At 65.3% G+C, this 21,945-nt stretch carries 19 protein-coding genes; 5 read left to right on the forward strand and 14 right to left on the reverse strand.

Translation table 11 applies throughout. The features are described from left to right. Positions 1–25: 25 nt before the first annotated feature. The 4 genes from HOP52_RS10580 to HOP52_RS10595 form a co-directional block, all read right to left on the reverse strand. Positions 26–2,128, reverse strand: a complete 2,103-nt coding sequence (locus tag HOP52_RS10580; protein WP_238977350.1) for a NosR/NirI family protein — start codon at positions 2,126–2,128, stop codon at positions 26–28. Positions 2,129–2,238: 110 nt separating this feature from the next. Then, positions 2,239–4,410, reverse strand: coding sequence for an ATP-binding protein (locus HOP52_RS10585; RefSeq protein ID WP_238977351.1), 2,172 nt, complete (start codon positions 4,408–4,410; stop codon positions 2,239–2,241). Positions 4,411–4,468: 58 nt separating this feature from the next. Then, positions 4,469–4,993, reverse strand: a complete 525-nt coding sequence (locus tag HOP52_RS10590; protein WP_238977352.1) for a putative pterin-binding protein — start codon at positions 4,991–4,993, stop codon at positions 4,469–4,471. Positions 4,994–5,099: 106 nt separating this feature from the next. Further along, positions 5,100–5,927, reverse strand: a complete 828-nt coding sequence (locus HOP52_RS10595) for a DUF2189 domain-containing protein (protein ID WP_238977353.1) — start codon at positions 5,925–5,927, stop codon at positions 5,100–5,102. 329 nt (positions 5,928–6,256) lie between these two features. Between HOP52_RS10595 and HOP52_RS10600 the strand changes: the two genes are divergently transcribed. The 4 genes from HOP52_RS10600 (at position 6,257) to soxZ (ending at position 9,959) form a co-directional block, all read left to right on the forward strand. After that, positions 6,257–6,589 (forward strand): c-type cytochrome, encoded by a 333-nt coding sequence (locus HOP52_RS10600; RefSeq protein ID WP_238977354.1) that lies wholly within the window; start codon positions 6,257–6,259, stop codon positions 6,587–6,589. 11 nt (positions 6,590–6,600) lie between these two features. Next, a complete protein-coding gene (locus HOP52_RS10605) occupies positions 6,601–7,926 on the forward strand; it encodes an NAD(P)/FAD-dependent oxidoreductase (protein WP_238977355.1) in 1,326 nt (441 codons plus the stop codon). 160 nt (positions 7,927–8,086) lie between these two features. Then, positions 8,087–9,112: a YeeE/YedE family protein gene (locus tag HOP52_RS10610; protein ID WP_238977356.1), complete on the forward strand. Its 1,026-nt coding sequence runs from the start codon at positions 8,087–8,089 to the stop codon at positions 9,110–9,112. 19 nt (positions 9,113–9,131) lie between these two features. Further along, positions 9,132–9,959 (forward strand): thiosulfate oxidation carrier complex protein SoxZ, encoded by an 828-nt coding sequence (gene soxZ, locus HOP52_RS10615; RefSeq protein WP_238977357.1) that lies wholly within the window; start codon positions 9,132–9,134, stop codon positions 9,957–9,959. Positions 9,960–10,066: 107 nt separating this feature from the next. Here soxZ and HOP52_RS10620 read toward each other — a convergent pair whose 3' ends face one another. The 5 genes from HOP52_RS10620 to HOP52_RS10640 form a co-directional block, all read right to left on the reverse strand. Next, positions 10,067–10,495, reverse strand: coding sequence for a universal stress protein (locus HOP52_RS10620; RefSeq protein ID WP_238977358.1), 429 nt, complete (start codon positions 10,493–10,495; stop codon positions 10,067–10,069). A gap of 14 nt (positions 10,496–10,509) precedes the next feature. After that, positions 10,510–13,107 carry a TRAP transporter permease gene (locus HOP52_RS10625; protein ID WP_238977359.1) on the reverse strand — a complete coding sequence of 866 codons (2,598 nt, stop codon included), beginning with the start codon at positions 13,105–13,107 and terminating at the stop codon, positions 10,510–10,512. 174 nt (positions 13,108–13,281) lie between these two features. Next, on the reverse strand, positions 13,282–14,262 hold the full coding sequence (locus tag HOP52_RS10630) for a TAXI family TRAP transporter solute-binding subunit (protein WP_238977360.1): 981 nt from the start codon (positions 14,260–14,262) through the stop codon (positions 13,282–13,284). A 340-nt stretch (positions 14,263–14,602) separates the two neighbouring features. After that, positions 14,603–15,991: a KamA family radical SAM protein gene (locus HOP52_RS10635; RefSeq protein ID WP_238977361.1), complete on the reverse strand. Its 1,389-nt coding sequence runs from the start codon at positions 15,989–15,991 to the stop codon at positions 14,603–14,605. 218 nt (positions 15,992–16,209) lie between these two features. Further along, positions 16,210–16,440 carry a DUF2798 domain-containing protein gene (locus HOP52_RS10640; protein WP_238977362.1) on the reverse strand — a complete coding sequence of 77 codons (231 nt, stop codon included), beginning with the start codon at positions 16,438–16,440 and terminating at the stop codon, positions 16,210–16,212. Between the two features lie 156 nt (positions 16,441–16,596). On the opposite strand from HOP52_RS10640, the gene HOP52_RS10645 reads away from it, so the two are divergent. Continuing rightward, a complete protein-coding gene (locus HOP52_RS10645) occupies positions 16,597–17,124 on the forward strand; it encodes a macro domain-containing protein (RefSeq protein ID WP_238977363.1) in 528 nt (175 codons plus the stop codon). Positions 17,125–17,131: 7 nt separating this feature from the next. On the opposite strand, the gene HOP52_RS10650 is transcribed toward HOP52_RS10645, so the two are convergent. The 5 genes from HOP52_RS10650 to HOP52_RS10670 form a co-directional block, all read right to left on the reverse strand. Next, complete coding sequence (locus HOP52_RS10650) at positions 17,132–18,298, reverse strand: glycerate kinase (protein ID WP_238977364.1); 1,167 nt, start codon at positions 18,296–18,298, stop codon at positions 17,132–17,134. 22 nt (positions 18,299–18,320) lie between these two features. Beyond that, complete coding sequence (locus HOP52_RS10655; protein ID WP_238977365.1) at positions 18,321–19,358, reverse strand: LacI family DNA-binding transcriptional regulator; 1,038 nt, start codon at positions 19,356–19,358, stop codon at positions 18,321–18,323. Between the two features lie 83 nt (positions 19,359–19,441). Further along, positions 19,442–19,960: a gamma carbonic anhydrase family protein gene (locus tag HOP52_RS10660; protein WP_238977366.1), complete on the reverse strand. Its 519-nt coding sequence runs from the start codon at positions 19,958–19,960 to the stop codon at positions 19,442–19,444. Positions 19,961–20,029: 69 nt separating this feature from the next. Beyond that, positions 20,030–20,962 carry a 3,5-dioxohexanoate:acetyl-CoA acetone transferase gene (gene kce / locus HOP52_RS10665; RefSeq protein ID WP_238977367.1) on the reverse strand — a complete coding sequence of 311 codons (933 nt, stop codon included), beginning with the start codon at positions 20,960–20,962 and terminating at the stop codon, positions 20,030–20,032. Between the two features lie 30 nt (positions 20,963–20,992). After that, entirely contained in the window at positions 20,993–21,928 is a 936-nt protein-coding gene (locus HOP52_RS10670; RefSeq protein WP_238977368.1) for a 3-hydroxyacyl-CoA dehydrogenase, read from the reverse strand. Between the last annotated feature and the right edge of the window lie 17 nt (positions 21,929–21,945).

Consider the following 21,945-nt stretch of genomic DNA (forward strand, 5'->3'; position numbering starts at 1 on the left):
CGCCAGAATAAAATACACCCGTGTCTCAGGCCACATTCACCGCCGGAATCCGCTCACGGCGCTGGCGCTTCTTCCGGACCAGCTTGTCCACGCACTGGGTGTCATCCTGCAGGATCACCACACACTCCAAGCACTGGATGCACTCATCGTAGTCAATACGACCATCCACATGGATAGCATTGATCTCGCAGCGCTTCTTGCACACCTGGCAAGGCTGGCCACAGAGCTTGACTCGGTCCAGCCAGCTGAACAACCGTAACTTTCCCAGCATGGCCAACCCTGCCCCCAGTGGGCATAAATAGCGGCAGAAGAATTTGTGCACGAACATGCCTACCACCAGCAACCCCACGGCATAGACTACGAATGGCCAATAGCGCCAGAAGTAGAGGGTGATGCTGGTCTTGAAGGGCTCCACCTCGGCCAACTGATCGGCCAGCGAGAGTGAATAGAAGGCCGTACCAACCAAGCCGATGAGAATTCCATATTTCAAGTGGACCAAGCGACGATGCCAGGCCTCTGGAATCTTGTACTGGCGGAACTTGAGTGTCTTACCAAGCCAGGATGCCATTTCCTGCAAGGCTCCGAACGGGCAGAGCCAACCGCAAAACAGTCCACGCCCCCAGATGAATAGAGTAACGAAGGTAAAGGTCCAGAGAATGAAAATCACTGGATCCAAAAGAAAGAACTCTATATTGAAGCCATCACGGAGAGATAGCAACAGCGTGGTGACATTGACGACGGAAAGCTGCCCCTGAGCATAAAAACCGACAAACAATAGGGTAAAAAACAAGAACAACCAGCGGAATCGGTGCAACCATTTCGGGTAACGCCGAAAATGGCGTTGGCAAGCGAAAAACACCGTCAACACCGCCAGACCGGTCATCAGGATAGTCACCTGCAGCCAGCGCTCCTGCCATACTCCCACCCAAGCCGGAAGCCTCAGGGGCTCGGACACCTCCACCCACTCGAAGAGCTCCTGGGGAAGCGCCACCTCTCTACGAAAATTTGCCAAATCCGAGACCAAGTGGTTCTTGGAGAGTTCCAGCCTCATCACCAAACTGGCATCGGCACCGGGATTGAAGCCACCGGCACCGCCCATTTTAAACAGGTGCGTCTGCATGAAATACGGCATGCCAGCCGCCTGCAGCCGGTTTTCTTGGGAGGCTAACCAGTCGGTGTCCCGCAGCTCCACCGTCATGTTGCCCTGCTCCATGGCGAGCCGTGTGGATAAGGAGCCGGGACGAAAGTCATCCGGCACATGGGTAAAGAGGCCGTTGGACATCACGGCCAGCACCTGATCGCCGTTCTTGAGGCTGTCAGTCAGGCGAGCAAAGGTCTCATCCCCCAGCAGGTTGCGCCCGATTATCGGTGCGTTGACATACGCGAAAAAAATATCGGTGAAGGGCTCATCCGGCTGCGGCTTGGGCACTCCTGGGTAGACGTTCAGAGCGTTGCCAATGAGGGCTTCAGCCTCCTCGACCGAAAGGCGCCAGCGGCCAATATATCCCCGATCCAACATCTGCTGCCAGGTCAGTGGCTCGTAGAGATCGGCCTTGGGTTGGGCCGACGGAGCCTGAGCAAATTCCTCCAGTGTATTGCGGGCGACCTTCAGGGCCGACGACAGCACCACATCATTGATGATGATCACCGAAACGGTGGCAGAACTTATCCCGTCGATATGCACGCCACCACCTTCTGTACGCCTTCCCGCCTTGCTGCTAACCACGATATGATCAGTGATTGACAGACCCCGATACTGATCGACAAACTCAAGCAGAGGCGCTTCACCCAGCCCATGCAAAAAAACCGGTTCATGATGTCCCATCACTTTCACGCCGGTGAATTCACCACCAACACCTATGCCGATTAGAAGGCTGATAGGCTTTCCGGAGTAACCGGGAAAATCACTTACATCGCGAGACTCGAATGCGTAACCCAACAGCTCATTGAGCTGGTATACCGGGTAAACGGGATAATCCTCTCGCTTATTTTCAATATGGGTAGCGCTGGGAAACAGCTGCTGGATACGGGCCTGTATCTCGGGCGATGGATCCGCCTGTAGTGAGGGGACCGAAGCCACCATTGACACAGCCAACAACACTAAGGCGCGAATGGCTGCCATAACCATCGTCTAGCTCCGAACAGGCTTATTGTCGCAATAGTCTTTCAGCAGCGACTGTCCGGCTCAACAATACTTTCGAGTGCCAAGATAGGTACTTTTGTATTGGTGAATATAGCTCAGCGATGCCTGCACCAGCCCGCCAGCGCATCGAGGGTATGGCGCTCGCAGCCACGCAGCTCGGCCAGCAGCCGCGTTGCGCCCTCGCGCTGCTGACCTTGCGCCGCCGCCTCCAGCCGCGCCGCCAGGTCGGCCATCTGGACCGCTCCCAGGCTGGCGGACTCCCCCTTGAGCTGGTGGGCGAGCCGCCTGACCGCATCCAGTCCCAGGCCGGCCAGGGCGCGCTCCAATTCGGCAAGGCGCTCGGCCAGCTGGCGCCGATAGAGCGAGGTCAGCGCTTCCAGCCCCTCCTTGCCGATACTCTGCTCGAGCTCGGCCAGCGCCGCCTCGTCGAGCAGGCCCTCGTCGACGGCTCGCTCCCCGACTGCCTCGGCGTCCCGGCAAGGCGGCGACTGGGGCAAGACCCGCCGCAGACAGCCGGCCAACGCCTCCCGGCTCAGCGGCTTGGTCAGGTAGTCGCTCATGCCGGCGGCCAGGCAGCGCGCCTGCTCCGCGCCCGGGCCACCGGCGGTCATCGCCACCACCGGTACCGAGGCCCGCCAGCCGCCACCCTCGCGCAGCCGCCGCACGGTCTCCAGCCCGTCCATGTCGGGCATCTGGACGTCCATGAAGATGGCATCGAAGGCCTGATCCGCAACGGCCGCCAGGGCCCGCCCCCCGCTCTCGACCAGCTGCACCCGACATCCGAGGCGCTCGAGCATCGCCGAGGCCACCTGCTGATTGACGGGGTTGTCCTCCACCACCAGCACGCTGGCGCCCGGCACCGGCGGCGGCGCGGCCGGCAGCGCCGCCTCGTGCTCCGACTCGGCATCGACCGGCTCCAGCGGCAGCTCGACCCAGAAGCGGCTGCCCTCGCCCGGGGCGCTGTCCACGCCGATCTCACCGCCCATGGCGTCGGTGAGGCGCCGACAGATGGCCAGCCCCAGGCCGGTGCCGCCGTAGCGCCTGGCGGTGGAGGCATCGCCCTGGCGGAAGGGTTCGAAGAGCCGCTCCTGCTGATCGGCGGGAATCCCGGGGCCGGTATCTTCCACGGCCAGACTCAGCCGTCCCGCCCGGCTCACTCCGGCCTCGATGCGCACCTCGCCGCACTCGGTGAACTTGATGGCGTTGGCGAGCAGGTTGAGCAGCACCTGGCGCAGCCGGGCCGGGTCGCCCATCACCCTGGCCGGAAGCTCGGGCGACAGCCGGACCTCCAGCGCCAGCCCCTTGGCATCGGCGCGCGGGCGGAACAGCTGACAGGCATCCTCGATCAGCGCCGCCAGGCGAATCGGGCGTCGCTCCAGCTCGAGGCGTCCCGACTCGATCTTGGAAAAATCCAGGATATCGTTGATCAGTTCCAGCAGGCGGCCGGCGCTGGCATGCAGGGTGCGGGCATAGTCCCGGGAACGCTGATCCAGCGGCTGATCCATCAGCAGGTCGCTCATGCCGATGACGCCGTTGAGCGGGGTGCGAATCTCATGGCTGACCGTGGCCAGGAACTCGGACTTGGACTGGCTGGCCGACTCGGCGCGCCGGGCCGTGGTCTGCAGCTCTCGGCTGAGGCGCTCCAGCGAGCGGCGCGCCGTGGCGTTGTCGCGGGCCTCGCGCACCAGGAAGACCACCACCAGCAGCCCGGCCAGGCTCATGGCCAGGATCAGCGCCAACAGCAGGGCATACAGCGACTGCAGCACCTCTCGCTCGCGGGTGGCCGACTCGGCGAGATGGCCATTGATGGCGATGATCAACCGCTCGGTGAGCTGTCCCAGATGCTCCAGGCGGCCGTCGAGGGCGAGTCGCTCACCCTCCCCCAGCCGCTCGAGACCCTGCAGCTTGGCATCCAGGGCGTCGAACTGCTCAATCAGCGCGGGCAGCAGCCGGCTGACGGTAGCGATCTCGGCCAGCAGCTCGGTGATATCACCCCGCTGCAACAGGTTGAGGCGGCTGTAGATCAACTCGAAGCGCAGCCGCAGTCCGGACTGAGACAGCGCCTCTCCGCCGGCCAGCGCCAGGTCGCTGCGCAGCTGGACGATATCCCGGTCGAGCTTGTAGGCGTGCCAGGCCGCGTCGCCGCCCACGCTGCTGTGCAGCCCCTCCTGGCGCCAGGCCACCAGCCCCACCACCACCAGGGCGGCAGTGAAGAACAGCAGGGCGGCGATAGCGCCCAGCTTCAGCCGGAGCGGGTAGCGCAGCACGTTAGACCTCCAGAACAGCGGTCAGACCAGCCGCCTGTCGAGCAAGCCGGGCAATGACTCAGCGCACATGGATGCTGCCCACGTGCCACACCGAGCGAAAGCGGATGGTCTCGTTGAGCAGCTCCGGGTGGTCATCGAAGGGGTAGAGCACGAACACCGGCCCGAAATCACGCACGGCGATGGGCTCGCCGTCACGCTGGATGGCCAGGATGACATCGTAGTCACGAAAATCCGAGACGGGAATCTCCGCCTCGAAGCCGTTGAGGGCGCGCACCTGAACCCACTCGCCGCGAGCGCCGGCGGCATCGAGCACCGCCCGCGCCAGGGGGCCTTCGAAACGCCCCACGCCCTCGGTCCAGGGGGTGCGGGTCTCGACCACCGTGGAGGGCAGGGTCATCAGCATGGCACGGTCCAGGTGCAGCTCATCGCCCACGTTGGGGCGGGCCAGGTCGCCGCTGAGACGCAGGATGACCTCGCCCTCGGGCGGCGGCAGGGGCTCGGCCAGCGCCTTGACGGGCAGGGCGCCAAGCAGCAGGAACCACAGGAACAACGCAAAGGGGAGTCGCCTTTCTCGAAGCATCATGACCATCCGGCAGGTCGCGGGAACAGCCATCAAGGTTACGCGATCTCACGCTTTCGGTCAGGCGTCAAATGGCCGCAAGGGGGGACTTGCCCCCCTTGACGGGCGATCAAGCGCTTTGCTTGTCGTTGTCCGGCTCCAGCGGCTCGCAGCGCACCAGGTCCTCATAGGCGTGCCAGCTGGCATGGCCGAGGACCGGCAGGATCAGCGCCAGGCCGATGTAGAAAGTCAGGATGCCGACCAGCACACAGCCGGTGAGGATGACCGCCCACAGCAGCATGGGGCGGAAGTTGCGCGCCACCGAGCGCACGCTGGCTTCGATGCCTTCCATGAAGGTCAGGTCCTGGTCCATCAGAGTCGGGATCGCCACCACACTGATGGTAAAGGCGCCGAAGGCCAACACCGCACCCACCGCCGAGCCGACCACGATCATGCCAAGCCCCTGGGGCGTGGTGAGCAGCGAGGCGTAGAGGGCCGCCGGCCCCGGCGCCTCGAAACCGTAGAAGAGCGCGAACAGCAGGGTCGCCAGGCGAATCCAGGCAAGGAAGAAGATCATCAGCATCACGCCCATCATCGCCAGCTGGCCGGCGTGGGGCCGCCAGGCGCTGAACGCATCGCCAAGATGCGGGGCCCGGCCCGCCTCCAGGGCGCGACTGATGCCGTAGGAGCCCACCGTGACCAGGGGGCCGATGAACATGAAGCCGGCGGCCATGGGCAGCAGCCAGTGCCAGAGATCCAGCATGATGGCACCCACGGTGACGGCAATGCTCAGCCCCACCCAGAACATGCCGTAGGCCAGGCTGACCACCGTGGCCTGTCGAAAGTCCTCCAGGCCGGCCGCCAGCCAGGCGCGCGGCCTGTCCATGCCGACCGGATTGATAGTGATCTTCACCGTGGGGACCGAGGACTGGCCTGTAGATTTGGTGGTTGCGTTCATCTTGTTACCCCGTCTAGTCGCCGTGGGAAGGGACAAAGGTGAGCGCCATTCCGGCTGAGCCCGGGTGACGTCTTGTTGTCTTGGTTCACGTTTAACAATGTAGTTGACCTGGCACAAGACTGCCGGGCGGGCCTCTCAACGCTGAGCCTCTCGGAAGCTCATGCAACCCGGCGTGCAGGCATAGACAAAAGTGCATAAAAGACAAACCAGAGAGGTCATATTGGCATAACGGAATGCAAAAGCGTTCCTTCCGGCGGCCGAGCGGGCACATTAGCATGCAAAGTTAATAACACCTTCCAAGGACACCCCCATCGCAAGGGAGCCTGATGATGAAACGGGTCTTTCACCGCATGTCCGCAGGGCTGATGGGCGCCCTGCTGCTGGCCGGGGTGACGCCAGCACTCGCCGATGACGCCTTTTCCCCCGCCCAGCTCGAGGTAATGGCCGGCGGCTGTGCCAACTGTCACGGTACCGACGGTCGACTGAGCGGCAACGTGCCCGCCATTGCCGGGCGCCCCGCCGAGCTGCTGGCCTCACGCCTGCTCGCCTTCAAGCACGAGTCGGTGCCGGACACCACCATCATGGACCGGATCGCCAGGGGCTTCACTGACGAGGAGCTTACTGCTCTGGCCCAGCACTTCGCCGACATCTATCCGAAATGAGGGAGCGCGATATGAGCCAGCAGCACAACCACAGCGGCCTGACCCGCCGTCAGCTGATGAAGGCGCTGGGAGCCGCCTCCCTGCTGCCCCTGGCGGGTGGCGTCGGCAGCTTTGCCATCGGCGGCCAGCACGCCGGCCGGGTGGTGGTCGTGGGGGGAGGCTTCGGTGGCGCCACCGCCGCCAAGTACCTCAAGCGCGCCAACCCGGCCATAGAAGTGACCCTGGTCGAGCCCGCCGAGACCTTCTATACCTGCCCGTTCAGCAACCTCTATCTGGGCGGCCTGCGCGGCCTGGACAAGATCGCCCACGGCTACGACGAGCTGCGCGACCGCTACGGCGTTCGCGTGGTCCATGCCATGGCCGAGGACGTGGACGCCGAGGCCCATCGGGTGACGCTGTCCAGCGGCGAGTCGCTGGACTACGACCGCCTGGTGCTGTCGCCGGGGATCGATATCCGCTGGAACGCCCTGGAAGGCTACGACGAGGCCGCCGCCCGCAAGGCCCCCCACGCCTGGAAGGCCGGCCCCCAGACCGAGCTGCTGCGCGGCCAGCTGGAGGCCATGGAGGATGGCGGCACCGTGGTCATGGTGGCGCCCGAAAACCCCTTCCGCTGCCCCCCGGGGCCCTACGAGCGCGCCAGCCTGATCGCCCACTACCTGTCCCAGCACAAGCCCAGATCCAAGGTGCTGATCCTCGACGCCAAGGACAACTTCTCCAAGCAGGGCCTGTTCACCGCCGGCTGGGAGCGACTCTATGGCGATCGCATCGAGTGGGTGGGCCTCTCCAACGACGGCCGGGTGACCCGCGTCGATGCCGACCGCCTGGAGGTGGAAACCGAGTTCGGCACCCGCCACCAAGCCGACGTGCTCAACGTCATCCCGCCCCAGAAGGCCGGCTGGATCGCCGACCGCGCCGGGGTCACCGACGACTCCGGCTGGGTGCCGGTGAAGCCCGAAACCTTCGAGTCGCAGCGGGTCGAGGATATCTATGTGGTGGGCGACGCCAGCGTGGCCGCGCCGATGCCCAAGTCCGGCTTCTGCGCCAACGCCCAGGCCAAGGTGGTGGCCGCCGCCATTGCCGCCTCCCTGGAGTCGCGCCCGGCGCCGGACGCCTACTGGAGCAACACCTGCTACAGCCTGATCGGGCCGGAATACGGCATCTCGGTGGCCGGGGTCTATCGGATCCAGGACGGCCATATCGCCGAGGTGGAAGGCGCTGGCGGGCTGAGCCCGGCCGATGCCCCGGACAGCACCCGGGCCCTGGAGGCCCAGTACGCCGTGGGCTGGTACAACGCCATCTGCCAGGACACCTGGGGCACCACGCCCGGCACGGCCTGAGCGCGGCGCTTAGCGGCTCTCGGGCGCCCCGGGCCGAAAGCCTGCTAAGACGCGCCGTCCGCTTCCCCGGTATACTGCGCGCGGGCCACCTTCGGGTGGCCCCGCTTGCACTCACCCAACGCGTAGTTATGCACCGACGTCATGAAAGGAGCTCATCGCCATGAGCCATACCGAGCTGGTCGTCTGGTCGGGCCTGGCCATCGGTCTGCTCTTCGGGGCCACCGGGCAGGCCACCGGCTTCTGTCTCACCCGCGGGCTGGTCAACGCCTGGCGCGACGCGGACACCCGCAAGCTGCGAGGCTTTGCCCTGGCCATGGCGGTGGCGCTGCTCGGCAGCCAGGCGCTGGTGGCGTTGGGCGTGCTATCGCTGGGCGATGCCCTCTACCTGACGCCATCCCCCTCGTGGCTAGCGGTGCCGCTGGGCGGAGTGCTGTTCGGCTACGGCATGGTGCTGGCCAACGGCTGCGGCGCCCGCTCGCTGGTGCTGCTGGCCGGCGGCAACCTGCGCAGCTTCGTGGTGCTGGTGTGCCTGGGCCTGGCGGCCTACATGACGCTCTCCGGGGTACTGGCGCCGCTTCGGGTCTGGCTGGAGGGCATCACGACGCTGCCGCTGCCCGCCCGGGACCTGCCGCGCCTGCTCGGCCTGCCCGCCTGGCTGCCGGCGCTGGTAATCGGCGGCGCACTGGCCGGCTGGGCGCTGGCCGGCAGCGCCTTTCGCGCCTCGCCGCGGGACTGGCTGGGCGGATCGATCATCGGCGCCCTGGTGCCCGCCGGCTGGTACGTCACCGGCGTGGTGGGGTTCGACGACTTCGAGCCGGTACGCCTGGCCACCCTGACCTTCATCGCCCCTATCGGGGAGACGCTGCAGTACCTGATGCTGGCCACCGGCACGCGGCTCGGCTTCGGTGTCAGCGTGGTGGCCGGGGTGGTGGCCGGCGCGCTGATCACGGCGCTCGCGCGTCGTGACTTGCGCCTGCGGGGCTTCGACGGCCCGCAACACATGCTGCGCAGCATGGCCGGCGGCACCCTGATGGGCATCGGTGGGGTGATGGCGCTGGGCTGCTCCATCGGCCAGGGGCTGTCGGGATTCTCGACGCTGTCGCTGGCCACCTTCGCCGCCCTGGCGGGCATTCTGGCCGGTGCCCGGCTGGGAATTTCGAGCCCCTTGGCACTGTCCAAGCAATGATTCTCATCTGGAGGAAACCATGCGTTCGACCCCTGCGTCACCCCCCGACGCCCTGCGTCGCCGCCTGCTGCGCGGCCTGGCCACGGCGATCCTCGGCGTCGGCCTGCTGGGCCTGAGCCTGCCGGCCCTGGCCGACGGCCCCTGGCAGCGCCTGGACGCCGCCCGCAGCGTGCTGGGCGACACCCCGCCGCACACCGAGGGCCTGGTGCTCGATCTACCGCTTGTCTCCGAGGACGGCTCGGCCGTGGCGCTGACGGTGGGCTTCGAGGGTCGACTCGCGGAAGGCGACTACATCGAGCGCATCGACCTTTTCGCCAGCGACAACCCTTCCCCCGAGATCGCCAGCTTCCATCTCACCCCCATGAGCGGAAAGCCCGAGATCTCCACCCGGGTGCGGCTCAACGAGACGCAGCGGGTGATCGCCATCGCCACCAGCCGTCAGGGCGAGCAGTTCGCCACCGCCCGCGAGGTGCGCGTCACCGTCAGCGGCTGCCTGATGCGCGGCGACGACGCCCCGCCCGAACCGCTGAGCAACGCCCGCGTCAGCGTGCCCTCCCGCTTCACCGCCGGCCAGCCCGAAGAGGTGCGCACCCTGATCAACCACCCCATGGAGACCGGCCTGCGCGAGGGAGCCAACGGCGAGACGCTGCCGCGCCATATCGTCGAGCGCTTCCGGGTCAGCCTCAACGGCGAAACCGCCTTCGAGGCCGAGCTGCACCAGTCGATTTCCGCCAATCCTTACCTGCGCTTCCACCTCAGCCCCGAGGCCGGCGGCGAGGCGGTCTTCGAATGGCGGGACGACCGCGGCGAGTCGGCCAGGCATGAGGCAAGCTTCGAGCTGGGCTAACGGCACGCCCGATTCGGTGGATCGACGAAAAGACGCCCCGGCCAGCTGAGAGCTGACTGGGGCGTCTGTCGCGGTTGCCTTGGTCGGGCCACCTACGCAAGGCGATCTCAGCGCACGATCATCACCGACATCTTCGCATGGTGCACCACGTGCTCGGCGTTGGGACCGAGCACATAGTCGGCGAATTTGCGCTTGTTGTGGGAGGCCATGACGATCAGGTCGACCTCGAGCTTCTTGGCCGCCTTGACGATCGCCTCCCAGGGCGAGCCATCGACGATCACCGTCTGGACCTGGAGGTCATCGGGCACATGTTCCTCGATGAACTTGTGCTGGGCGTCGGTGACAGCCTGATGCGCCTTGTTGGCGAAGTCCTTGGGAAAGTAGGAGCCCACCAGCGGCATGCGGTAGTCCGGCAGCACCGTCACCACGTGCAGCGAGGCGTTGAAGGTCCGGCACAGGGTCACCGCCGTGGGCAGCGCCTTCTCCCAAGAGCTCTCCTCGTTGAGGTCCACCGGCAGCAGTATCTTGCTATACATGGCTCATTACCTCCTCAGGCAGTCGCCTCACTAGGCGACTGGACGTTGCGTCGACGACGCTGCAGCAGTACCACCAGGCCAAACACCAGGAAGCCGGGAATCCACATCCACTCCTTGGCCCAGCGATCCACCGGCGCCATCACCTCGATGATCTCCTGGTCGAAATCGAAACCGAGGTCCTGGGCCAGGCCGCCGAACTCGACGAAATCCACCAGGGTCTGGTCGCCGTCGACCCACAGCTCCATACCGAGGCGCTCCATGCGCTCTTCGGGCGTATCCCCCCGGGGCACCGGCACCAGGATGTAGGTGGTCATGGGGTCACCGAAGGGATCCTCACCGGCGATTTGCACCCGCAGGTTGCTGCCATCCTCCACCTCGCCCAGCGCCTGGACAAACTCGCTCGGCGGCACCGACTGGTAGGGGTCGTGGATCCTGTCCATCCAGTAGCCGGGGCGGAACAGGGTGAAGGCCACCAGCAGCAGCAGGATCGACTCGTACCAGCGGTTACGCACCACCATGAAGCCCTGGGTGCCGGCGGCGAAGATCAGCATGGCGATCGTCGATATGATGAATATCACGATTCCCTGCAAGAAGCCGACATCGATCAGCAGCAGGTCGGTGTTGAAGATGAACAGAAACGGCAGCGCCGCGGTGCGCAGGCTGTAGTAGAACGCCTGGAAGCCGGTGCGCAGCGGATCGCCCCCGGACACCGCCGCCGCGGCGAACGACGCCAGCCCCACCGGCGGGGTCACATCGGCCATGATGCCGAAGTAGAAGACGAACAGGTGCACGGCGATCAGCGGCACGATCAGGCCGCTCTGCTGGCCCAGCGTCACGATCACCGGCGCCATCAGCGCCGAGACCACGATATAGTTGGCGGTGGTGGGCAGGCCCATGCCGAGTACCAGACTGAGCACCGCGGTGAGCAGCAGGATCAGCATCAGGTTGCCCATGGAGAGAATCTCCACCACGTCGGCCAGCACCAGGCCGACGCCGGTCTGGGAGACCGCCCCCACCACGATGCCGGCAGTGGCGGTGGCGATGCCGATGCCGATCATGTTGCGGGCACCGGCCACCAGGCCGTCCCACAGGTCCTTGAAACCTTCGAAGATGTCGGCCGCCAGTCGGCTGCGCCCACGGAACAGCGCGGTGATCGGCCGCTGGGTGATCATGATGAAGATCATGAACACCGTGGCCCAGAAGGCCGAGAGCCCGGGTGAGAGGCGCTCCACCATCAGGCACCACACCAGCACGATCACCGGCAGGATAAAGTGCAGCCCCACCATCACCGTGGGTCGCGTCTGCGGCAGCTTGACCACAGGAGAGTTGGGATCGTCGAGCTCCAGCTCCGGGTAGTTGGACCCCACCTTGAGCAGCCCCACATAGACCACCGTCAGCGCCACGGCCACCACCCAGGGGGTGGAATCGCCCAGCACCGGCTTGAGCCAGCCGAGGCCATAGTAAACACCAAAGGAGAGCGCCATCAGCAGCAGCAGGCCAGTGAGAAAGCCGATCACCTTATTGAGCAAAGGCCGCGCCGGATTGCTCGTCGGCAGGCCGGCCATGTTGGCCTTGAGCGCCTCCAGGTGGACGATGTAGATCAGCGCGATATAGGAGATCAGCGCCGGCAGGAAGGCGTGCTTGATCACATCCACGTAGGGGATGCCGACATACTCCACCATCAGGAAGGCCGCGGCCCCCATCACCGGCGGCATGATCTGGCCGTTCACCGAGGAGGAGACTTCGACCGCCCCGGCCTTCTCGGCGGAAAAGCCGACGCGCTTCATCATCGGAATGGTGAAGGTACCGGTGGTCACGGTATTGGCGATCGACGAGCCGGAGATCAGCCCGGTCATGCCGGACGCCACCACCGCCGCCTTGGCGGGGCCGCCCTTGTAGTGGCCGAGCAGCGAGAAGGCGACCTTGATGAAGTAGTTGCCGGCGCCGGCCTTGTCGAGCAGCGCCCCAAACAGCACGAACAGGAACACGAAGCTGGTCGAGACCCCCAGCGCGATGCCGAACACCCCCTGGGTGGTCAGCCACTGGTGGTTGATCAGGCCGTTGAGGCTGACGCCGCGGTGGGCCAGCAGGCCCGGCATCTGAGGGCCGAACAGCGAATAGATGATAAAGACCGAGGCCACGATCATCAGCGGCGGCCCCAGCGCCCGGCGCGCCGCCTCGAGCAGCACCACGACCCCCACCGCGCCGATGATCACATCCTGGGTAATCGGCGCCCCGGGGCGCTCGGAGAGCTCAGCATAGAAAAGAAAGATATAGGCGGCACAGAAGGCCCCCACCAGGGCCAGCACCCAGTCCTGGATGGGGATGCGGTCACGGGGCGAGCGCTTCAGCGCCGGATAGGCCATGAAGGCCAGCAGCATGGCGAAGGCCAGGTGAATCGAGCGCGCCTCGGTAGCGTTGAAGACCCCGAAACGAAACATGTAGGGCAGAGGCGAGGCGATCCACAGCTGGAACAGTGACCAGGCAGCGGCGATGCCGACCAGCAGCTTGCCCGGCGCCCCCAGCGGCTTTCGGGCGCCCGAGTCGCTGGAGGCGACCATATCCTCCAGGTCGACATCGGGCGCTCGGGAGGTGTTCTTTTCGTCAGTCATACGTCACCCTGCCCAGTGTTGATTGACGTGCAGTTCCCTGCTGATGAAACGTCATTGCGGTACGGTATTCCCTCACTGCAGCCGGCCTTCTTCCGCCAGCCTTGAAACAGATGCGCGGACCCCAGTGGCGTCCGCGCATTCTTCACCGGAGGGTCGGGACCCTCGACTTATCTGTCACTCGATCCAGCCACGCTCGCGATAGTAGCGAGCCGCACCGTCATGCAGCGGTGCCGTCAGGCCGTCGGAGATCATGTCCTCCTCGTTGAGGTTCTCGAAGGCCGGATGCAGCCGCTTGAAACGTTCGAAGTTCTCGAACACCGCCTTGACGGTCTCGTAGATGACATCCTCGTCCACCGCGGTGGAGCTGACGAAGGTCGCCGCCACACCGAAGGTCTCGGTGTCCTGATCGTTGCCGCGATAGAGCCCACCGGGAATCACCGAACGGGTGTAGTAGGGATACTCCTCGACGAGTGCATCGATCTCCGGGCCGGTTACCGGGATGAGACGGGCATCGATGGTGGTGGTGGCTTCCTGGATGGAGCCGTTGGGGTGGCCCACCACGTAGATCATGGCATCGATGTTGTTGTCGGACAGGGCCGCGGCCTGCTCGGCGGCATCCAGCTGGGAGGCCAGCGAGAAGGTGTCCATGTCCCAGCCCATGGCGTCCATCACCACGTTCATGGTGTTGCGCTGACCGGAGCCGGGGTTACCGACATTGACGCGCTTGCCGGGGAAGTCACTGAAGTGCTCGATGCCGGAGTCGGCCCGTGCCACCACGGTCAGCGGCTCGCCGTGCATGGTGAAGACGGCGCGCATCTCCTCCCAGGGGCCGTCGGATGCGAAGTTGGCCTCACCGTGATAGGCGCGATACTGGACGTCGGACTGCACCACGCCCATGTCGAGCTCGCCAGCCTTCATGCCGTTGACGTTGGCGACAGAGCCGCCGGTGGAGGGGGCGTTGCAGCGGATGTTGTGCTCGTCGCTGCCGCGATTGATCATGCGGCAGACGGACTGGCCAACGACGTAGTAGACACCGACCTGCCCGCCGGTACCGATGGTGATAAAGCGGCTATCCGCCACCGCGGGCGTCGAGAACAGCGCGGCACCGAGCAGGGCGCCGGAGAAGGCAGCAGCCGAGAATGCATGGCGTTTCATGAACACACCTCTTGATATTGTGAGCAAGCTGACGTTGCTGACAGCTGGGTCTGATTGGCAGCCGGAACAGTCGGCTACCGGCGGTCCTTACCGCTCCCCCCTACTTTAGCGAAAAATACGCCTGCCTGATGAGCTCTTTTTCAACAGCCTAATTTTAGTCACGAATACCGTTTAGTGTGCGTTAATTTTTGGCGCCACCTAACTTGCACCTCTCCTCGGGATTGGGGTGTCACCCACCGCGCACAGGCCCCAGAACCACCAGGCTCCCCGCCCGGATGACCGAGCGGGGAGCCTGCAAGCGGAAACGGCATACCCCATGCGGGGTCGGCCTGTGCCGGGGCTAGGAGGCCTTCATGATCAGCGCCTGCTTCGCGTCTTTCATGGCGGCGAACTCAGGTTCGAAGAAGAACTCCCGCTCACCGAGCGCCGGCTCGAGGTGGTTGAGCCAGGTCGCCTCCTCATTGAATTTGGCGAAGAAGGGACGCTGCACCCAGTCGTTGTCGCGGCCCTGGATAAAGCGCAGCACGAAGACCTTCTCGCCGTGGATCTCGGTAACGCCCTGGATCTCCACCTTGCCCGGATCTGCCGACATCGACGGACCACGGGCGGTACGCGCCAGGCCCGGCACCTGCTTGATGGCCTCGCGGTAGATCTCCCAGGCACGGACCAGCGGCACCTCGAAGTAGTGGCGGGCGCCGGTATCGCGTTCGACGAACATGTAGTAGGGAATCATCCCCAAGCGCACCTGGGTGGTCCACATGCGTGCCCACTGGTCGGCGTCGTCGTTGATATGCTTGAGCAGCGGCGCCTGGGTGCGGATCTCGGCCCCGGTGGCGCGGATGCGGCGGATCGCCTCGCGGCAGATGGGAGTATCCATCTCCTTCCAGTGGTTGAAGTGCGCCATGAAGGCCACGTGCTTGCCGGCGGCCGTCAACTCACGGAACAGCGCCAGGATATCCTCGGCGTCCGGGTCGGTGACGAAGCGGTAGGGCCAGAAGGTCAGGCTCTTGGAGCCGATGCGGATGTCCTGGACGTGGTCCAGCTCGGGCTTCATCAAGCCCTCCAGGTACATGCGCAGGTGCTTGGCCTTCATCACCATGGGATCACCGCCGGTCATCAGCAGGTCGGTGACCTCGGTATGCTCGGCCAGGTAGCGATGCAGGGAGTCAGCCTCGCTGGAAGCGAACTTCAGGTCCTTGTCACCGACGAACTGCGCCCAGCGGAAGCAGAAGGTGCAGTAGCTGTGGCACACCTGCCCCTGGCTGGGGAAGAACAGCACCGTCTCGCGGTACTTGTGCTGCATGCCCGGCAGCGGCTCGCCGTCGAGCAGCGGCAGATTGAGGTCCATCTGCCCCGCCGGGTGGGGGTTGAGCTCGGAGCGGATACGCTCGATCACCGGCTTCATCTCGGCCGCGCTGGCATCCTGGCGCATCAGCTCGGCCACCTCCTCGAAGTGCTCGGGCTTGAGCATGCCGCGCTGGGGAAAGGTGAGCTGGAAGACCGGGTCGGCGGGAACGTTCTGCCAGTCGATCAGCTCGTCGATCACGTACTCGTTGACGCGAAACGGCAGCACCTGGCTCACCACCCGCATGTCGAAGCGCAGGTCGTCAGGCAGATTCTGGATCGCCTCGATCTTGTCGAGCTGGCGATGAGTGTAGACCTTGAACTGACGGGCCTCGAAGGCCTCGGCTCGCGGATCGCCGAGATCGATGTTCACACGCTGGTTCATGCCACCTCCTCTGGTCTGGCACGGCATGCTAGGCGCACCGGGATCAGGCCGGTGGCCGCGACCGAGCCGCTGGCGCGGCGACCGCTATGCCGTGGTCTCTTCGGGGTGGCTATTGGTACCGACTCAAGGGGCAACTTGCAAGCTTTTGCAGCGATTTGCAACGAATGTCGCGCCATCAGGCATTAAGCGCAACACTTTGATCATTTCCCCAAGGCCCTTCAGGGCTTGCGCACCAGCCCGCCCACCAGGCGCTGCAGACGCGGTGCACCGATCAGGATCAGCACGAAGGCGATCGGCCAGGCGATATAGAAAGCACGCCACCAGCGGCCGCCAAAACCGTCGCCCAGCCCAGTGTTGACCCAGGTGATGACGAAGGTCATCAGGGTCACCATGTAGATCGACATCAGGACCGAAAACAGCAGCGGGGCGTAGCGGGCCGGAAACAGCATGGGCACTCCTCGATCGGAAAACAGGAACAAACGGAACAGGAATTATCTTATAACTATATCAACAACACCATGCAGCCGTGGCTGGCAGGGAACTCACGGCGGGACACCGGTCAGACTGGGCATGCCTCTCCACTAGCCCTCATCAAGGAGATGACGATGGACGCTTTCTCCCGCATCGAATGCCGACAGGGCGATATCGCCCGCCAGAATGACATGGAGGCCGTGGTCAATGCCGCCAACGCCGAACTGCGCCCAGGCGGCGGTGTGGCCGGTGCGCTGCACCGCGCCGCCGGCCCCGAACTCGACCGGGCCTGTCGCTCCCTTGCCCCTATCCAGCCCGGCCAGGCGGTGATCACCGAGGCCTTCGCGCTGCCCAACCGCTACGTGATCCACTGCCTGGGGCCGGTCTACGGCAGCGACGAACCCTCCGACGAACTGTTGGCCAGCTGCTATCGCCGCGCCCTGCAGCTGGCCGAGGAGCACAGCATCGCCTCGGTGGCCTTTCCGGCGCTCTCCTCCGGCGCCTTCGGCTATCCGGCGGCGGAGGCCGCACGCGTGGCGCTCTCCACGGTACTCAAGACGCTGCCCGACTGCCCCCACGTCGAACGGGTACGTTTCGTACTGTTCGATGGCGAAAGCACCCGGCTGCATCAGCGTACCCTGGCATCCCTGAACGGAGGTTAACGCCGCTTCAGTCCCCCACGAGTGGGGCTGCGGCCTTAACCGATCCAGCGACCAAGAACAGCCGGGCAATGTTCTCTGCGCGCGCCGTCAGCAGCTCGGCGCAGCGCTCCAGGGCCTCCTCCAGCCCCATCGGGCCATCGGCCAGGGCGAAGGCCGCGGTGACACCCTCCGCATGGGCCACCTGCCACCCCTCGCCCAGGCGGCCGGCCAACACCACCACCGGCACACCATGGGCCCGGGCACACCGCGCGATGCCGATCGGCGTCTTGCCGGCCAGGCTCTGGCCGTCGAGCTGCCCTTCCCCGGTGATCACCAGATCGGCCGCCGCCAAGCGCGCCTCGAAGCCCACCTGATCCATCACCAGCTCAATGCCGGGACGCAGTTCGGCGCCGAGGAAGGTGCGAGCCGCAAAGCCCATGCCGCCGGCGGCACCCGCACCGGGGAGCTCGCGATGGTCTTCGCCCAGCGCCGCCGCCGTGCAGTCGGCGAAACGGCCCAGTGCCGCGTCCAGCGTGGCCACCTCGTCCGGCATGGCCCCCTTCTGGGGCCCGAAGACGGCACTGGCACCGCGGGGACCCAGCAGCGGGTTGTCCACGTCCACCGCGGTCTCGACGGCCAGCGACGCCAGGCGTGGGTCCAACCCATCGAGCTCGAGCCGCGCCAGGCGCGCCAGCGCCGCCCCTCCCGGCGGCAGCGGCTGTCCTGCGGCGTCCAGCAGCCGCGCCCCCAGGGCCTGCAGCATGCCGGCACCGGCATCATTGGTGGCGCTGCCCCCGAGCATCAGCAGCAAGCGCTGCGCCCCACGCTCCAGCGCCGCGAGGATCAGCTCGCCGACGCCGCGGGTGGTGCTGTGCAGCGCGGTGCGCTCCGCCGGCGCAAGTCGCTGCAGCCCGCTGGCCTCGGCCAGCTCGATGTAGGCGGTGCGCGTTTCCGGCTGCCAGCCCCATGCCGCCCGGCAGGACCGTCCCAAGGCGTCGTGCACCTCCTGATCCAGCCGCTCCGCGCCGGTGGCGGCAAGCAGCGCGTCCAGGGTACCCTCGCCGCCGTCCCCCATGGGGCACTCGTCAAGCTGCATTTTCGGGCCTGCCCGGCGGATACCCTCGGCCATCGCCCGGGCCGCGTCACGAGCCGGGAGCGCATCCTTGTAGCTATCGGGGGCGAGGATGACGTTCATGGAGACCTCCTTTCTTCGAATCCTAATTTGAGGTTTGACCGCTCGCCCCTCCCCTGCCGGGACGCCGCGTGCTGTTACGCAGCATGGGGGTCACCGGCAAGGTCAACTGCTGTGGCGTACTCTCGGTCTCATTGATCTGTTCGAGCAACAGCTCAGTTGCCTTCATGATCATCAGATCCACGGGCTGCTTGAGGGTGGTCAGGGAGTGGCTCGGCCAGGCGGCCATGGGCATATCGTCGAAGCCGATCACCGACACATCGTCCGGCACCGTCAGCCCCAGCTCATGACGCAGGGTCTCCATCGACGCAATGGCCATCAGGTCGTTGGCCGAAAAGATGGCGTCCGGCGGCGATGGGGCGGCAAAGAACCGTCGCGTGGCGTGGCAGGCATCCTCGTAACGGTAATTGCCGACCTCGAGGGAGTGACACGTCAAGCCCTGAGATTTAAGCCCCTCCACGAACCCATCATGGCGCTGACGATTGGTGGAGGAGTCCGGCAGACCCGCCAGGAAGGCAATGCGCCGATGGCCAAGTGACGCCAGATAGCTGCCCGCCCAGAAGCCGCCGGCATAGTTGTCGCTCCCCACCTGGCTGATGCCGGTGTAGTTGACGGTGCGATTGATGATCACCACCGGAATGCCGAAATCGGCCACCACGCTGGCCTGCTCACCGTCGAGGGTAATGGCCAGCATCAGCACGCCTTCCACCTGGCTCTGAATGATCTCATCGAGCACCGCATCGAATCCCCCATTCGGCGGCGCGAAGAACAGCAGCAGGTGGTAACCCTGCTGCTGGAAGAAGCGCGACGCTCTCTCCAACACAAAGGAGTAAAAGGGGTTTTCGAGGCTATAGGTCACCACGGCGATGGTCCGGCTGGATCGGGTGATCAGCGAACGCGCGATCGTATTGGGCCGGTAGCCCAGCTCGCGCGCGGCCGCCATCACCTTCTCGCGTGTGCGCTGCGAGACCTTGGCATGCGGCGAGAAGCAGCGACTCACCGCCGACTGCGACACACCGGCAAGTTTGGCGACGTCACGGGATGTAATTGATTTCCTTTTCATCTAACACGCTACGGCAGGCAGTCCGGGTTCACTTCGCGGTGATTCCCAGTGCCTGCCTCCAGCTCCACTCTGCGGCCTGGCGTTCAGACAGGCTCCAAGGATTGGTAGGTGGCGATTTTCGCCACATAGGTACGACTGTTGTCCAGTACGCCCTGCACCTCCTCGTCGGTCAACTCCCGGAGCACCTTGGCCGGGGAACCAACGATCAGTGAACGCGGGGGAAATCGCTTATTGCCGGTGATGAGCGCACCGGCACCGATGATGCAGTGATCACCGATCTCGGCACCGTTAAGGACGGTCGCCTGCATGCCCACCAGGACTCCGTCGCCGATGCGACAACCGTGCAGCATCGCCAAGTGGCCGACGGTCGTCTGTCGGCCCACGCTGACCGGATAGCCAGGGTCGGTGTGGATCACGCAACCATCCTGCAGGTTGCTGCCTTCGCCGACGGTGATCGGCTCATTATCGCCCCGCAGGACGGCACCCGGCCACACGCTGACCTCCCGCCCCAGCTGGACACGGCCGATCAGCACGGCCTCCTTCAGCACCAGCGCACTCGCATCGATATCGGGGGCATGGCCCTCCAGTCGATAGCACGGCATATGGCCTCCTCCACTCCAACGGATGATTGTCGAGAACTCGGGCCAACCGTTGACGGCCGACCCGGGGATTCAGAAGCCTACCTTATCGGCCCCCTTGAGCTGCAGCATATCCCGAGCCTCGTCGGGGGTGGCCACGGCGAACGATAGCCCTTCGAGGATCTCGCGCACCTTGCGTACCTGGCTGGCATTGCTCTCGGCGAGCCGTCCCGGACCGAGCCACAGGGAGTCCTCGAGCCCGACCCGCACATGCCCGCCCATGGCGGCCGACTGTGCGGCAAGCCGCATCTGGCTGCTGCCGGCACCCAGTACCGACCAGGCATAGTCGTCACCGAACAGGCGGTCGGCGGTGCGGCGCATATGCAGCACATCCTCGGGATGGGGGCCGATACCGCCGAGAATGCCGAACACGCTCTGTACGAAGACACGGCCACTGATAATGCCGCGATCCATCAGGTGGCGCAGGCTGTAGAGGTGGCCGATGTCATAGCACTCGCACTCGAAGCGGGTACCGTTCTGCCCCCCCAGGGTCATGGTCTTCTCGATATCGGCGAAGGTGTTCTTGAACACCAGGTCGCGGCTGTTTTCGAGGTGCGCCCGCTCCCAGTCGTGCTCGAATGTCGCAAAGCGATCGAGCATGGGGAAGAGCCCGAAGTTCATCGAGCCCATGTTCATCGAGGCGAGCTCCGGCTTGAACTCGATGGCCGGGCGCATACGCTCTTCGACGGTCATATGGGGGCTTCCGCCGGTGGTCAGATTGATCACCGCGTCGGTCGCCTCCTTGATGCGCGGCAGAAATTTCTCGAAGACTGCGGGATCCTGGGTCGGCTTGCCGGTCTCGGGGTCGCGCGCATGCAGGTGCAGAATGGAGGCACCGGCCTCGGCGGCGGAGATGGCGGCCTCGGCGATCTCCTCTGGCGTCACCGGCAGGTGCGGTGACATCGAGGGCGTGTGAATGGCACCGGTAACGGCGCAGGTGATGATGACTTTGCGTTGCGTTGCCATGTGAAAACCTCTTGATTGTCGTGGGGGGGATCAGTCGTTACCCAGAGCGCGCTGATGGGCGATCAGTGCCATCAGGCGACGGTCACGCCAGGCCTGGCGCTCGGCAAGCTGCGCGGCGGGCAGCTCGTGGCGTCGCTCGGCATCGAGCCGGGTGAGCGTGTTGGCTTCCCAGGGATCGTCGCCGCCACGCTCCCCGTCGACCGCCTGATACAGCGGGCCGTAGCGGCGCCCGTAATCGACCACCCCCCGGGGGGCGTTGAGGTCGATGGTTTCGAAGGGGCCCATGAAGGACCAGCGAAGCCCCAGGCCATGCTTGACGGTCTTGTCGAGATCGGCGGCCGAGACATAGCCGTCCCGGAACAGGCGTAACGCTTCGTTGAGCAGCGCCCCCTGCAGCCGATTGAGGATGAAACCCTGAACCTCCCTGCGCACCAGGATCGGCGCCTGATCCACCGCCTCCATCAGCCGCAGGGTGCGTTCCACCACCGCCTCGGTGGTGTCCGGGGTCGGCACCACCTCAACCAGGGGAATCAGGTAGGGAGGATTGACCGGATGGGCGACCAGGCAGCGCTCGGGGTGCTGCAAATGATCGGTGAAGCGGGAAGCAGCGATGCCGGAGGTGGAGCTGGCCAGGATGGTGGTCGATGCGACCGCCGCCTCCAACTGCACATAGATCTGCCGCTTGGCCTCGAGATTCTCGGGACCGCACTCCTGCACATAGTCGACGTCGGCCATGGCCTGGGTCAGATCTGCCTCGAAGCGAATCCGCGACAGTACCTCCTGCGGTGCACCGATCAGCCCAGAGGCCGCCAGATCGTCGAGCGAGTGCCGCAAGGCGTCTCGGGCCGCTGCCAGCGCCTGCTCGTCGACATCATAGAGTCGGACGGGAACGCCTGCCCTGGCAAAGACGATGGCCCAGGCACGGCCGATCAGGCCGGCCCCCACCACCCCTACTCGGGTCTGCATTGCTCCTCCCTCATTGG

The organism is Billgrantia campisalis (assembly GCF_022341425.1).
Lineage (GTDB): Bacteria > Pseudomonadota > Gammaproteobacteria > Pseudomonadales > Halomonadaceae > Halomonas > Halomonas campisalis.